Origin of the sequence: Acinetobacter sp. P8-3-8, assembly GCF_000214135.1 — a bacterium.
Lineage (GTDB): Bacteria > Pseudomonadota > Gammaproteobacteria > Pseudomonadales > Moraxellaceae > Acinetobacter.
Genome location: NZ_AFIE01000007.1, coordinates 24,333 through 38,524 on the forward strand (window position 1 = coordinate 24,333; position 14,192 = coordinate 38,524).

Annotated in this window: 17 protein-coding genes and 1 tRNA gene; 11 read left to right on the forward strand and 7 right to left on the reverse strand. The window is 35.9% G+C overall.

What is annotated here, in order from left to right; translation table 11 throughout:
* The first annotated feature begins 105 nt into the window (after window positions 1–105).
* The 6 genes from GGG_RS0104995 to GGG_RS20415 all read left to right on the forward strand — a co-directional run bounded on the left by GGG_RS0104995 (window position 106) and on the right by GGG_RS20415 (window position 5,888).
* Window positions 106–181 (forward strand) — tRNA-Asn (locus GGG_RS0104995).
* Between the two features lie 703 nt (window positions 182–884).
* On the forward strand, window positions 885–1,586 hold the full coding sequence (locus tag GGG_RS0105000; RefSeq protein ID WP_010112772.1) for a VIT family protein: 702 nt from the start codon (window positions 885–887) through the stop codon (window positions 1,584–1,586).
* Between the two features lie 223 nt (window positions 1,587–1,809).
* Complete coding sequence (locus GGG_RS0105005) at window positions 1,810–2,856, forward strand: nitronate monooxygenase family protein (protein ID WP_010112774.1); 1,047 nt, start codon at window positions 1,810–1,812, stop codon at window positions 2,854–2,856.
* A gap of 343 nt (window positions 2,857–3,199) precedes the next feature.
* A complete protein-coding gene (locus GGG_RS0105010) occupies window positions 3,200–4,084 on the forward strand; it encodes a DUF6662 family protein (RefSeq protein ID WP_010112776.1) in 885 nt (294 codons plus the stop codon).
* A gap of 23 nt (window positions 4,085–4,107) precedes the next feature.
* A complete protein-coding gene (locus GGG_RS0105015; protein WP_010112777.1) occupies window positions 4,108–4,635 on the forward strand; it encodes an FMN-binding protein in 528 nt (175 codons plus the stop codon).
* Between the two features lie 26 nt (window positions 4,636–4,661).
* Window positions 4,662–5,888 (forward strand): FAD:protein FMN transferase, encoded by a 1,227-nt coding sequence (locus GGG_RS20415; RefSeq protein ID WP_010112778.1) that lies wholly within the window; start codon window positions 4,662–4,664, stop codon window positions 5,886–5,888.
* An 11-nt stretch (window positions 5,889–5,899) separates the two neighbouring features.
* Here GGG_RS20415 and GGG_RS0105025 read toward each other — a convergent pair whose 3' ends face one another.
* Both GGG_RS0105025 and dusB read right to left on the reverse strand, forming a co-directional pair.
* Window positions 5,900–6,409 (reverse strand): DinB family protein, encoded by a 510-nt coding sequence (locus GGG_RS0105025; protein ID WP_010112779.1) that lies wholly within the window; start codon window positions 6,407–6,409, stop codon window positions 5,900–5,902.
* A 167-nt stretch (window positions 6,410–6,576) separates the two neighbouring features.
* The gene (dusB, locus tag GGG_RS0105030; protein WP_264650120.1) at window positions 6,577–7,596 is read right to left on the reverse strand and encodes a tRNA dihydrouridine synthase DusB; all 1,020 of its coding nucleotides are present in this window, start codon (window positions 7,594–7,596) and stop codon (window positions 6,577–6,579) included.
* A 147-nt stretch (window positions 7,597–7,743) separates the two neighbouring features.
* On the opposite strand from dusB, the gene GGG_RS0105035 reads away from it, so the two are divergent.
* On the forward strand, window positions 7,744–9,360 hold the full coding sequence (locus GGG_RS0105035; protein ID WP_010112782.1) for a tyrosine-type recombinase/integrase: 1,617 nt from the start codon (window positions 7,744–7,746) through the stop codon (window positions 9,358–9,360).
* Between the two features lie 4 nt (window positions 9,361–9,364).
* Here GGG_RS0105035 and GGG_RS0105040 read toward each other — a convergent pair whose 3' ends face one another.
* From GGG_RS0105040 to GGG_RS0105050, 3 genes are read right to left on the reverse strand one after another with little or no spacing between them, the layout of a single operon-like run.
* The gene (locus GGG_RS0105040; protein ID WP_010112783.1) at window positions 9,365–9,874 is read right to left on the reverse strand and encodes a hypothetical protein; all 510 of its coding nucleotides are present in this window, start codon (window positions 9,872–9,874) and stop codon (window positions 9,365–9,367) included.
* Window positions 9,875–10,501 (reverse strand): lysozyme, encoded by a 627-nt coding sequence (locus GGG_RS0105045; RefSeq protein ID WP_010112784.1) that lies wholly within the window; start codon window positions 10,499–10,501, stop codon window positions 9,875–9,877.
* Complete coding sequence (locus GGG_RS0105050) at window positions 10,498–10,878, reverse strand: hypothetical protein (protein WP_010112785.1); 381 nt, start codon at window positions 10,876–10,878, stop codon at window positions 10,498–10,500. Before GGG_RS0105050 ends, GGG_RS0105045 begins: the two co-directional genes overlap by 4 nt.
* Before the next feature lie 141 nt (window positions 10,879–11,019).
* Here GGG_RS0105050 and GGG_RS0105055 point away from each other — a divergent pair, with 141 nt between their 5' ends.
* A complete protein-coding gene (locus GGG_RS0105055; protein ID WP_010112786.1) occupies window positions 11,020–12,153 on the forward strand; it encodes a zinc ribbon domain-containing protein in 1,134 nt (377 codons plus the stop codon).
* A gap of 31 nt (window positions 12,154–12,184) precedes the next feature.
* On the opposite strand, the gene GGG_RS0105060 is transcribed toward GGG_RS0105055, so the two are convergent.
* Window positions 12,185–12,502, reverse strand: a complete 318-nt coding sequence (locus GGG_RS0105060) for an Arc family DNA-binding protein (RefSeq protein WP_010112787.1) — start codon at window positions 12,500–12,502, stop codon at window positions 12,185–12,187.
* A 110-nt stretch (window positions 12,503–12,612) separates the two neighbouring features.
* Between GGG_RS0105060 and GGG_RS21155 the strand changes: the two genes are divergently transcribed.
* The 3 genes from GGG_RS21155 to GGG_RS0105080 all read left to right on the forward strand — a co-directional run bounded on the left by GGG_RS21155 (window position 12,613) and on the right by GGG_RS0105080 (window position 13,857).
* Window positions 12,613–12,768 (forward strand): hypothetical protein, encoded by a 156-nt coding sequence (locus GGG_RS21155; RefSeq protein ID WP_171057658.1) that lies wholly within the window; start codon window positions 12,613–12,615, stop codon window positions 12,766–12,768.
* Between the two features lie 79 nt (window positions 12,769–12,847).
* Window positions 12,848–13,138: a hypothetical protein gene (locus GGG_RS0105075; protein ID WP_010112789.1), complete on the forward strand. Its 291-nt coding sequence runs from the start codon at window positions 12,848–12,850 to the stop codon at window positions 13,136–13,138.
* Entirely contained in the window at window positions 13,135–13,857 is a 723-nt protein-coding gene (locus GGG_RS0105080) for a phage antirepressor KilAC domain-containing protein (RefSeq protein ID WP_010112790.1), read from the forward strand. Before GGG_RS0105075 ends, GGG_RS0105080 begins: the two co-directional genes overlap by 4 nt.
* A 58-nt stretch (window positions 13,858–13,915) precedes the next feature.
* Here the strand turns inward: GGG_RS0105080 and GGG_RS0105085 are convergent, their stop codons facing one another.
* Window positions 13,916–14,125: a hypothetical protein gene (locus GGG_RS0105085; protein ID WP_010112791.1), complete on the reverse strand. Its 210-nt coding sequence runs from the start codon at window positions 14,123–14,125 to the stop codon at window positions 13,916–13,918.
* Between the last annotated feature and the right edge of the window lie 67 nt (window positions 14,126–14,192).

The following is a 14,192-nucleotide window of genomic DNA, read 5'->3' on the forward strand; positions in this document are numbered from 1 at the left end:
TTTTTGTATTTTCGTTCAAATAAAAAGCAGATAACTTAAAAATGAACAAAACATGACATGAAAGGCTTGACCGCTAAGCATATATCTTTATAATCGCATTCAGATTCTCCAATAGCTCAGTCGGTAGAGCGACGGACTGTTAATCCGCAGGTCCCTGGTTCGAGCCCAGGTTGGAGAGCCAAATACTAAAAAGCCCACTCATGATGAAGTGGGCTTTTTATTTATTTTGTTGCCCAGCCCCGAAATAAGTTGGGACAACAATACTAGACCTCTAAAACTATCCCAAAATTATCTAGATGCTAACTCATACCACAACAAAAAATTTGTCAGTTAGAAAAAAACTTACTGAAGAGAAGCCCAAAACTGAATTTGTTAAAAATGTTATTTATCATTTAAATGAAGAGTATGGGACTGTTTTTCAAAATAATATATTAAACATGTTTCAGAGATTAAAAACAAATAACGTTTAAATATTAATCACTTATGTCAGTCAGTTGGAATATCAAAGTAAGCTTACTATAAAAGGTAGAGTCAACAAAGACTCGTATAAAGTAAGCTATTTGAAGAGACTAATGATGCTGACTTAGTTTGTTACAGATGTGGTATTTCTAGACAAATCTTACGAAAATAGTGGAAACGATATTCTAAGAAAGGTATTGGTGGTCTAAATTGACGTATAAAGTGTATTTAAGTTTGGATATGCTGATACCAAATCAAATATCCGAAAAAGTAATAATAGAGTTAATTCTTAACTCTGTTCCATATGAAATACTATCAACCTATTTTAAGCTATGGCATGATGTGATCATGCTAACATTTCATTGTAATTTCCAACAAATTTAATCTTTATATTTTTACATAGATAATCACCTAGAGCCTGATTTATGTCTCATTCTCATCATTTAGAAAAACATTTTATTCAACGTACAGGTTGGTTACGTGCATCGGTTTTAGGTGCAAATGATGGCATCATTTCAGTCACCAGTTTAGTGATGGGCATGGCAGCCAGTGGTGCTTCCAGCCATACCCTATTAATTACATGTATTGCGGGCTTAATTTCAGGCGCAACATCTATGGCCGCAGGTGAATATATTTCCGTCAAATCACAATCAGATATTGAAGAAGCTGATCTAAGAATAGAAGCCCGAGAATTAGAAACGAACCCGCATTTGGAATTGAAAGAACTGACACAAATTTACATTCATCGTGGTTTAGATCCAGACTTGGCTCATCAAGTTGCCATTCAACTCACTGAAAAAGATGCTTTAGAAGCACATGCCCGTGATGAAATTGGTATCAACGAAATGACAGCTGCAAAACCTTTACAAGCTGCAGGTTCTTCAGCTTTATCATTTTCAATCGGTGCATTATTCCCTACGCTTTCGATTTTAATTAGTCCAGAAGCGCATTTAGAAACTGTTGTTTTAGTTGTAGGTATTCTTTCGTTATCTATTTTAGGTGCTTTATCGAGTTATTTCGCAGGAACATCCATTCTCAAAGGCAGTTTTCGAGTTGCTATTTGGGGAATCCTCGCAATGGCATTCTCAAGCTGGATCGGGTCATTATTTCATGTCACGCCCATTTAAAGACTGAATGATGGGCTGATTAAAGTTTTACTGCATTGATTCATTTTAAGCATATCTTCTTTGCCTTATTTGTCTTAGTCTCAACTTATTTGTCTTAGTCTTAAATTGTTATCGCTTCAATTAAAGATGTATTTCATAAACATTTATAAACAAAATATTGAACATTATTTGCTAATCACACCTAACTTCGGCAAAGTAAAAATAAATCTATAGGGGCTCAATCATGTCATTATTAGAACGTTTAAACATTAAGCATCCGATTTTAATTGCACCCATGGCAGGTGTATCTACACCCGAACTTGCTGCTGAAGTATCCAATCAAGGGGGCTTAGGTGCATTGGGTTTAGGTGCAAATAGTGTTGAAACAGCCCGTCAACAAATTTTGGCAACGCAAGCACTCACCGAACATGCTTTTCAGGTGAACTTCTTTTGCCATGATTCCACACCTTTGGACAGCGAAGCTAATCAACACTGGATTGATCATTTACATACTGAGTTTGAAAAATTTGGAGCAACAGCGCCAACTGAATTGAAATGTATTTATCCAAGTTTTAAAGACAATGATGATTTTTTAAATCTGGTTTTGGAGACAGCTCCCCAAGCTGTAAGTTTTCATTTTGGTATTCCACATCAATATCAAATAGAACAGCTTAAACAAGCAGGCATTTTAACCATGGTTTCTGCCACCAATTTGACAGAAGCATTGGCAATCGAACAAGCAGGTATCGATATCATTATTGCGCAAGGCATCGAAGCAGGCGGACATCGTGGGATATTCAATGCACAAATTGACGGTGCAATTAAAACTGCGGACTTAGTGCAATTGATTAAAAAGCATTGTTCATGCCCTGTTATTGCCGCCGGTGGAATTATGAATGGTCAACAAGCCAATCGCATGCTGAAATTGGGTGCAGATGCTATGCAATTAGGCACTGCATTTGTACAATGTAAATCCTCAAATGCTAATGCTGCCTATCGTGAAGCATTATTTAACCAACCATTAACACAAATTACAGCAAGTATTTCTGGTCGCCCAGCTCGTGGCATCATTAATCATTGGCAAGCACGTATCGATCAAGCAGATCGTCCAAATGTAGCGCCTTACCCGTATGCCTATGACCTCGCAAAACAGTTAAATGCTTTGGCAGTGAAAAATGGAGATGTTGGCTATGGTGCTTTTTGGGCAGGAAGTAATGTGTCACAAATTCGTGAATTAGAAGCACGTGATTTGATTAATCAATTGATTGTAGAAATGAATCAAATAAGCTAATCCTCCATATCGTTTTAATATAATTTTCCTGAGTGCTTTAAGTAATTTTAGGGTTGGTTATCAATCAACCCTTAATTTCTTAAAATTAACTTAAAATTAACCATAAAATTTTTATCTTAATATGAACTTAACAACAATAATTTCCAATACTAAATATAAATACTTAATATCAAATACTTATAATAAATAAGTTGAATTATCCCCTTTGTCTCATCAATTTCTCTATGCACACTCATTGACCATTTATAAGTACAAAAATAGAATTCGCGCGTACTACTAATGATAATGATTATTAACAATTTTACGTCTATCAAAATAATGAGCCGTAAAGTAGGGATTGAATATGAAACGAATCGGGTTGGGGATTGTAATACTTGGACTTTTCCAAACGACATGGGCTGATGAGAACCTGTTTGGCTATGTAAAAGGTGCAGAAACACTACCTAAAGGTGGTCAAGAACTTTATCAATGGGTAACCAATCGTAGTGATAAAGGTGCAGGACACTACTCTGCTTTTGATTATAAAACTGAATATGAACGTGGTATTACCGATAAATTTAATGCTTCTGTTGCGCTGAAATCGATGTCTTTGGATACCTCAGGCATCATTATTGATGGTTATATGCCAGCAGATCGTAAATTTGGTTTTAAAATTTCAGGATTAGAAGTTGGTGGAAAATATAACTTTTTAAGCCCTGCAAGTGAACCCATTGGTTTGTCTAACCAATTTGAACTGAGCTATTCCGCAATTGATCCACACTCAGGACAAGACAAAGACACACTTAGTTTTGAAAATATGTTGATTGCTCAAAAATATTTTATGGATGCTAGTTTAATCTGGGTAGGTAATTTAATGTTTGAAGGCACTTATGCAAAACGTAGCCACATTAATAACTTACCTGAAGGTTTTGAATGGCCAACTAAACCAGAGATGGAATTGGAAGTACAAATTGGTACAGGTTTAAGTTACCGTTTTGCACCGAATTGGTATGGCAGCATAGAAACACAATATGAGACTGAGTTTGAAACAGAAGTTGGTCAGGAACGTTGGTCATGGTTCTTAGGACCTTCAGTACATTATGGCGCTAAAGATTATTGGGTTACAGCAACATGGTTCCCGCAACTGCGTGGCGGTCGTGAAACCTTTGAAGAACAGGATGATAAAAACCTGCATTTGATTGAAAAAACCAAGAATGAGTTCCGTTTAAAATTTGGTTATAACTTTTAATTCATCGCATCAGGATTTTAAATATGAAATGGATGCCTTATGCAACAGCTTTGCTGAGCGTAACCCCTATCATTGGCCATTCAGCAGTTTATTTGACTGCTGAACAAGCGCAAAAGCTCATGTTCCCAAGTGCGACCATGAAAAAAATTGCAGTTCACCTCACCGATGAACAAGTGAAAAGTTTAAAAAAATCCTCAGGTATTTTTTATGCTTTTAAAGCGAATCAAGTTTATAAAAGTAGCGATGGCGGATGGTTGGTTATCGATCAAGTTTTAGGTAAACATGAAATGATTACCTATGCAGTTGCTTTAACTGCAAAAGGTGTCGTTAAACAAGTTGAGATTTTGGAATATAACGAATCTTATGGCGGACAAGTTCGTGATGAATCTTGGCGTCAGCAATTTGTAGGTAAGACTTCCTCTTCTCCGCTTGCATTAAATAAAGATATTAAAAATATCAGTGGTGCGACATTATCCTCACGGCATGTGACTGATGGTGTAAAGCGTATTTTGCAGTTTCATGATCTGGTACTGAAGTCATTAGCATCTTAAGAGCCAAACCATTATTGGGTACTTTTGTGGAGATAAAGCTACATGATGCTTTATCTCCTGAACTTGCTTATGCATGTATGGATAAAGCTTTTACTGCTATCGAAACAGTTCAGCAATTAATGAGTTTTCATGACTCTCAAAGTGAATTGTCGCATTTAAATCAAAATGCTTTTTACCATACCGTTCAAGTACATCCTTTAACTTATGCTGTACTTAAACGCGCACAGCGCATCTTTTATGCATCTTATGGATTATTTGATTGCAGTATTGCCAATACTTTGGTGAATTGGGAATTATTACCCGATCATTTACAGCAAAATCATACTGATCAGACAATTCACTCTCAGGCACATCTACAGTTATTGGGTGATAATTCTGTCCGATTTACCCAACCCATACTTTTAGATTTAGGCGGAATTGCGAAAGGATTTGCAGTGGATTTAGCCATTTACTCTTTAAAAAAGTCTGGTATTAAAAATGCAGTTGTAAATGCAGGAGGAGATCTGAGAATTTTGGGACATATTGCAGAAGAAATTGTCATCCGAGACCCTCAAAATCTGCAAGAGTTTCATGCATTGGGCGCTTTGGCAAATGGTGCACTTGCAACATCGGCCAGCTATTTTTCCAAAACAGAGCATGGGAATGCATTGGTCAATCCTATCAATCGGCAAGCTTTAGACTCAGAACATAGTTTTAGTGTGATTGCACCTACAGCCCATGTTGCAGATGCATTAACCAAAGTGGTAGCGATCAGTCAAAATCCACAGCATCCATGTTTAAAATTATTTGCAGCTCAAGCCATGTATTTTTTAGTTACTTCAGGATTCATCATGTCATTTTCTATTAAAATTCCACATTTACAACGATATTTTCTTTATCTGGTCTGGTTAACACTGGCAGTAACAGGTGTCTATTTTGCTTATTCTCAAGATTGGCAGATGCAAGATCCAAGTGATTTAACGGTAAATATCTTAAAAACACATGGTATTACAGCAGCAATCTTTTTAGTTATTTTGGGTTCTTTAATTGCAGTGCATATTCGGCTGGCTTTGCGTATCAAACGTAATCTCATCACAGGCTTAATCATGCTGAGTTTAATGAGTATTCTTGCTATTTCTGGAACAGGCCTATATTACAGTCCTGAAGAATGGCATGAAAATGTAAAATGGGCACATATTTGGATCGGGCTAATCTGCATTTTATGGTTACCATTACACATCATGATTGGCATTTATCAACGGAAATCAAATTAAAAAATTGAATATCATTCAGTTACAGTTTGCTCTGCCAACATGTAGACTAAATCTAATTCTGGACAAGAATAGCCCAAAGCCGTTATTGCTGCTGTAATTTGACCACGATGATGTGTGCCATGGTTGAAAACGTGTATCAATGTTGCAGCAAATGGTAAAGTTAATTCTTGACCAGAGACTCTTTTATAAGTCAAATGACCATCAAGCGTTGTTTCATCTATTTGATCTATAAATGAAATCCAATTTACAGACTTTTGTTGTAACTCACTCAGAAGTACAGCTTTTTCAGTATGAATAATGATATCTAATGTGATTTGGGGTGAAACACCTTCGTTAAACCGTGAATACCAAAGACAATGCTCACCAAGCAGTAAATGATTCAGTGTCCCAGCAATACTTTTAAAATACAATCCTACATTTTTATTGAAATCATCATTATCAATTTTTTCAAGGCTTTGTATTAGTCGTTTCGTTGCCCAAATATTATATTCAGCCAAGATCAAAAGATTATTTTTATTCATAAGCCATCTGCTTCATTTTGGATTGTTATAACATTAAATAATCTTTAGCGCATAGAGTGGCGAGTTTTAACCACTCCTTTTTTAGATGAACTTTTTATCCCTCTAAAAAGGACTCATTACACTTCTACTGTGTTATCGAATGATCATCAATAATCAAATTGAATCTATTATTTGGTTTCCAACAAATTCACAGATTCAATTTGCACATCACTCATAATATTGCCTTGTTCAAGTAAATGATTGAAATAAGACTCTACTACTTTTGCTTGTTCAAGCGTGCTTTCAACCTTATACATATTTTGACGAAACTCATTACTTGAGTGTAAACCTTTGGTATACCAAGCAATATGTTTACGTGCTATTCGACAACCTGAATATTCACCATAAAACTGATACAACTCAGACAAATGTCCAAGTAAAACTTCTTTTACTTCTTGAATGGAAGGTGCAGCAAGATGTTCACCTGTTTTTAAATAATGAGAGATTTCTCGAAAGATCCACGGACGACCTTGCGCAGCTCGGCCTATCATCACTGCATCTGCACCTGTATAGTCCAAAACATATTTAGCTTTTTCAGGGCTATCAATATCGCCATTAGCAATCACAGGAATAGACAGCATTTGTTTGACTTCTTTAATCAAACGATAACGTGCTGTATTTAAATACATATCTTCACGTGTTCGACCATGCAATGCGAGCGCTGCAATCCCTGCTTCTTCTGCCCGTTTAGCAACACGTAGAATGTTTTCATCACCATTTAAAAAGCCTAAACGGGTTTTTAATGTCACCGGAACATCAACAGCCGCAACCACTGTATCTAAAATTCTAGCAACGAGATCTTCATCTTTAAGTAATGCTGAACCAGCAAGTTTATTGCAGACTTTTTTGGCAGGACATCCCATATTAATATCAACAATTTGCGCACCATTGGCAACTTGATAACGTGCTGCTTCCGCTAATTGCTCAGGTTCAGAGCCTGCAATTTGTGCAGAGATCGGTGCTAATTCTCCATCAAAATTAGCACGATACAGACTTTTTTTAGTCATACGTAAAGTTTGATCCGACGTCATCATTTCACTCACCGCATGCCCTGCACCAAAGTACTTGCAAAGTGTCCTAAATGGACGGTCAGTGACACCGGCCATCGGCGCGACAAAAATAGGGGAATGCTTTGATTTATCAAACAATTCTTCAATTACGTTGTTTTTACTCAATTTTCACTTTCCCATATTCTCAAAGGTTTTACATCATTTTCAATCATTCTTAACTATTCTTTACGCCTTATTTGCGCCATAATCACCCTTGTGGCGTAAATCCAACTTTATGGCGTAAATATGGGAACAATTGCAGAACGAACTACAGCAGATGGTAAAACTCGATACAGAGCTCAAATACGAATAACTCGTAAAGGCTTACCACCATTTATTAAAACAAGAACTTTTGCAAAAGAGTCATTAGCCAAAGAATGGATTAAGCGACTTGAAGCAGAGATTCTGGTTAATCCTGCTATTCTAAATCCAGAAGCTAAGGTTGTGTCAAAAACTTTAGAACAATTCATCACTCAATATTTAGATGAAATTAGTGACGAATTTGCTGATACCAAGACTGCAGCACTAAAAAATATCTGTAATTATGATATTGCCCATAAAGATGCATATACCCTTTCACGTCAAGATTTCTCATCATTTGCCATTGAGCGACGAAAAGGCAATCCAATTGAAATGATAGATGGAGTTGCCCCAGCAACTGCATTAAAAGATTTATCCCATATTTCATCGGTCCTAAACCATGCTGAACTTGTATGGGGTGAAGATGTTGCACATGCAAAAAATGAATTGTCACATTCGCTGATCGGTCTAAAAAAAGCTCGTATTGTTACTAAATCAAAGGAACGTGATCGTTTAATCACATCAGAAGAACTTCATATTCTGACCAATCACTTTTATAAAGGCTGGAAACGAGTTCGCAATGCCATTCCCATGCACCTGGTCATGTGGCTTGCGATCTATACAGGTCGTCGTGAAGGTGAACTATGTGAAATGCGTTTAGATGATTTTGATAAAAAAAATAGTCAGTGGAAGATCAGAGACGTTAAAAATCCAGATGGTTCTAAAGGAAATCATAAGTTTGCCCATTTAGAGCCTAATGCCCTCCTCATTATTGAAGAATTACTCGAACCTTCTACTCGAAAAAGAATGCTGGAGCTGGGTTATAGTGATGAGCTTTTATTGCCTGTCAATGTACAGACGGTCAGTGATTATTTTCGTAGAGCATGTCGTTTAAATGGAATTGAAGATTTAAGGTTCCATGATTTACGCCATGAAGCTGCAACACGCTATGCAGAGGATGGCTTTACGATACCGCAACTTCAAACAATTACATTACATTCATCATGGAATAGTCTTAAACGGTATGTAAACCTAAGAAAACGTGGTGAACGTTTAGAATATCAGACAGCTATTCAATTTGCCCGACAACAATATGACGATAATTATTCTAAATTTGCTTTAAAACAAAGGTATGTATCAGCTGCTGATATTGCGGATGCAGAGGAAGCTTATTCTCAAGTTCAAACACCTGACGTTATAAATACTGAATTTTCTTTTATTAAAGAACAGTTGGAAAGATTTATGAAATCATTTCGCCCGACTAAAAGTGTTAAAGATATGTATAAAGAAAAATCAAAGATACAGAACATATTTGCATGGAATGATGTGCAACAATCTTTTGTGGTCCCATACATACAAAATGCTTGGGAAAATTGGTTTAATGATAATGGGGCTATTGATTGGAAACAGCTTCCAGATGATACAACTCACTTTAGCATCAAAGGGTTAGACGTATTAAAAATTGAAAATGAACGTGTGTATAAATGGGAAAAAGAAATAGAAAAATGGTTCGATATTACTAAATATTTTGATGCCGATATTTCAAACCTTATCAAGAAATAAACCCTCAATTGAGGGTTTTATTTAGTTCTGGCCAACTATCGTATAACCTCATTGCGTCCAGTGAATGTCCATCAGCTTTTTCTGCCAAGCTTCGATATTCTGCTGTGCAACTTTCGAGTAATTCTGAGTTGGCAATGGTGTAGTTAATGATGGTTTGCTTGGGAGCACTGGACAAACGTTTGTTGGCTTCACTGAGTTGCTTTGACAACCCACTAGCAGCCAAGTCAGCACTACGAGCGGCAGCATTCGCATCTTGTATTTTTTTAATCGCATTTTGTTCTACCTCTATAATTTTAGCTGACCATGTTTGCATAATGGCGGCTTTTTCCTCTTGAGCCTGATCAATTGCATCTTGATAAGGCTTAATAGCATCAGCTACTGCTTTAGTTTTAACTTTTTCAGCATTTGCCAATTTTCCAGCAAGAGAATTGGCATAAAAAACATATCCAAAGATAAATATCATCAAGCCTAAAATAATGTATTTGTAAAATTTACCTAACACAGCATCAATCATTTAAGCCACCTTTAGGAATAATAATTTTTCTTTTGCTCGACGATTGACTAAGCCTTGAATACGCTTTCCATTATCAAACACCCAACGATCAAATTGACTTGCAGCTGAGGTCAAACTGTTTTGATTAATAAGAGTAAGCATTGTGCTTTTTACAAATGCTGTTTCGCCTATGTTGTAGACAAAAGAAGCCAATGCATCAAATTGGTTTTGATTAAGATTGACTTTGACATTTTTATCAAGACAAGCATCAACCCATACACAATCGTTTTTAAGCCATTGTTCAGCTTCATTTCTCGTGCAAGTATCACCTTTTTTAACTGATGTACCATTTGGATATTTAATGGTACCAAAGCCAATAGTCCAAACACCTCCTGTATCTAAATAAGCTGTTGAACGAAAACCCTCAGCATCTCTAATAATTGCATAACCATTCTCAGAAATATCTCGCTGTCCATTTACTAAAGGTGTAGGTATTTCAAAGCCAATAAGTTTTGCAAAAACATTTAAGCCATTTTTCTCAATAATCTGATCACCAGCTACAACCTGAGATTGACTTAATTTGCCACCAGACATAGCACGAAGCCATGAATATACCTGAGCAACTTGTTGTGATTGATCTGCACTCATTGTTTATCACCTTTACCATTACTAAGTATTGAAATAAAGGCAGCTTTGACCTCACTAATAACTTCAGATAAGGGCTTACCCTGCATCAGTGCAATGGACTGATAAAGAATGCCAATCCCTAATAATCCAAAAACTGCAAACATAAGCATCACAAAGCCTTGAGCCATGTGAGAATATTTTGATAATTCGTAATATTCAATAAATGCTGAACCGCCATAAAGGCTGACTGAAACGCTGAATAAAAACTTGCCTATAACACCCAAAGAAACTTGAATCTTTCCGCTTTTATCAATGTCCCCACTCAACACCAGCGCAAGAATAGCCCCCACTACGGCAGGCACAACTTTGATGATCCATGGAATTGTGTTTTCTTGCATAACTTGCCCCGAAATAAAACTCTACTTTATTTCGTAGAGTTTTATTTAAAGGCGGTTATTTAGCGAACCTTACAGGGGGTTGATACTGCTCTAAAATTAATCTATCGTGATTTCATATAATTATTAATTTTTGGTGGGGATATGTTTTGCAATCAGTGTGGGCAAGTAAATAGTAATGATGCGAAATTTTGTAGTAATTGTGGGAAAAAATTAGAAAGTACAAATATTCAATCTCCCCCATCATCACAAATTCAAAAAGAAACACCACTTTTAAGAAGAAAACAGTTTGAGCTTTGGAATCCGAATGCTACTGCAAACTGGAGTTTATTGTTTACGCCAATATTTGGCTCATACTTACAGATGAAAAATTGGCAGGCTCTTGGTGAAATAAAAGAAGCAAATACAGCAAAGAACTGGTTAATTTTTACTCTTGTATTTATTTTATTCATTAATTTTCTTCCATATATAGCAAATGCTGATCCTGAGCAGTCTTCAACCTTATCAAGAGGTCTAGGGTTCTGGTACATCATTATTTGGTATTTCGCTTATGCAAGAAAACAACCAAAATATGTGAAACAAAAATTAAATGATAATTATCAGAAAAAATCTTGGTTAATTCCTTTAGTTAGCGCAACTATTATTTTATTTATTGTTACTTTTTTAATTATGCTGATACCAGAAAATACAAATAATTCTTATCAAGAGTCTACTACTCAAACCACTCAACTCAATTACTTTGATCAATTTGATGAAAAGACTACAGAAAATAAATCAAATACATCAGTAGATAGTTCACAGCAAAAACCTTGGGAAATGGATTGGAGTACTGCTAAGTCAGCAAATCAATCTCAAGAGCAAACTGGTTCGGATAATGGAATACCCACACCATATCAACAAGAAGTACCGAATAGTAATTTAGCAACTGCATCAACCTATTCCTATACAAAAAATCCTTCATATGATGACAGCAATAGCAACAAGTATGTTTATCGCACACGCCCTGTCGAGGATACTGGTTCTCGAATTTCAAACGATTATTATCAAAATAGTGATACCTACTCTAGCCCAAGAACACACTATGATGATTACTCAACTTCCAGCAACTCCTACTCTGCAACAATGCCACAACGCCAACCATCCACAATAACCAACTGTGATGGCGCAGGATGTTGGGGTTCAGATGGCACACGCTATAATCGTGGTGCAGGTGACACTTATTTCCCTTCTACTGGTGGCTCATGCCAAAATGTCGGCGGACAAATGCAGTGTAATTAAACAATTAAAGCCGACATCAAGTCGGCTTTTTTTAATTCAATTGATTAATTAATTCTAACATTCTGCTTTTCGATGGATCGTCATCAGGTAGCTTTTCAGCTAGTTTGAGCACAAGAAGATTAGAGATTTCTAATTGTTTTTTAATCATATCATTTTTTTCTTCAACAGCCTGCATATATTCAGAAACTAATGCTGAAGGAATATTGTTCTCAAAGCTCTTTTCAAGACGTGCAACAATTTCTTGATTCATAGAACGATTATTTGCTTTTGCTGTATTTACAATTTTCTCTCTAAATTCAGGTGATACTCGAACTTTGAGCGTCACAACACTGTTTTGATCTTCACTCATGAAAAATTAACCCAAATAAAACGAATATTACCCCCAAAATGGGTCTTGACCAATAACCCCAAAATGGGTACTATAAATCAACACCCCATAATGGGGACTAGGAGAAGATAGTGGAGAATGAATTTGTTTATGTGAAAGTTCGCTTAGAAGAAGAACTTCACAAAGAACTTAAGGTTATTGCTAATTCAGAAAAACGCTCAATGGTATTTCTATTGAATGAGGCAGTTAAATTATTAATTGAAAATAGAAAGAGTGCGAAAGCATGAAATCAACAGGTACAAAAAAACCTTGCCCGACTACCAATCAAACGCAAGGTTCAGTTGCCATCACTAAGGATGAATACCTATGAACAATATAACCCAATTCACCCAAGACAAGCAAGTTCAGGTCAGTGAACAGCAATTACGAAGCTTGCTTGAATTTGTACGTATCGCAAATAATCGTTTTGATGAAATTTCAGCGTTAACAACTGTAATTGCCGAAAAGTCAGAACTATCTCCAACAATCAAAACTTTGGCACATTTAGCTTCATCAATAGCAAATAACTTTAAAGATATTTGTGTTGAAGAATTTGATAATTTCAAAGAACGCTCACCTGACTTGGTAAAGTTTTTTGCAGAGGAGTTGGCAGCATGAATGCAATTGTTCCTGTACAAATTCAAATGATGACAAGTTTGGAAATTGCTGAACTTGTTGAAAAACGCCATGACAATGTTAAGCGTACTATTGAAACGCTTGTAAACACTAGCGTTATTGTTCAACCTCAAATTGAGGATGAACAATCTACTGATAAAATGGGTCGTACTCGTACTACTCAAGTTTATGTATTCACAGGTGAACAAGGTAAGCGTGATTCTATTATTGTAGTTGCTCAATTATGCCCAGAATTTACAGCTCGCTTGGTAGATCGTTGGCAAGAACTTGAAGCTCAAGTTGCTCAACCAGTATTTGATATTTCAAATCCTTATCACCTACTGCAAGCAATTGAAACTCAGGCAAAACAAAATATCGAACTCACCCAAAAAGTTGAAAAACTTGAACCTAAAGCTCAAGCACTCGATACCATTGCTGAAACAGTACATACCTACTGTATCCGTGAATGTGCCAAAACAATTGGAATAAAAGAAAAGGATCTCATTAATCTTTTACTTCAAAAAAAATGGTGTTATCGAGATGCTGAAAAGAAATTACAACCACATGCACAGTATGTGTTGAATGGTGTTTTTACCAATAAAGCATCACCAGTAATCAAAAATCAAAATGATGGTCAAGAGCGTGTATTTTTACACATGCGAGTGACAGCATTTGGCTTGACTAGGATTACAGGTTTAGTAAATAAGGAAAAACTCAAATAAAATCCAATAAAGAAGCCACCATAAGGTGGCTTCTTTCACAAACTTGTCGACAAAAACATTATAGTTTTTTAACCATAATTGCATCTATTGATCTATGCCCTGTTTGACTTTCCCGATGAGGCTTTATCTCAATACCTAGTTCAAATTTATTATCTTCTAAAAAGTCATTCAACTCTTCAAACTCTTGGGATGTATGATCTTTGAAAAATTTTACACCTTTTGGATGCATAGCCTGAAGTTCTTCAAAAATTAAATCATAATTAATCATAATTATTTCATCTGTTTATAAAGTGAGTTTAATTTTTCACTAGTTTAAATTTTTATTCAATATAGAA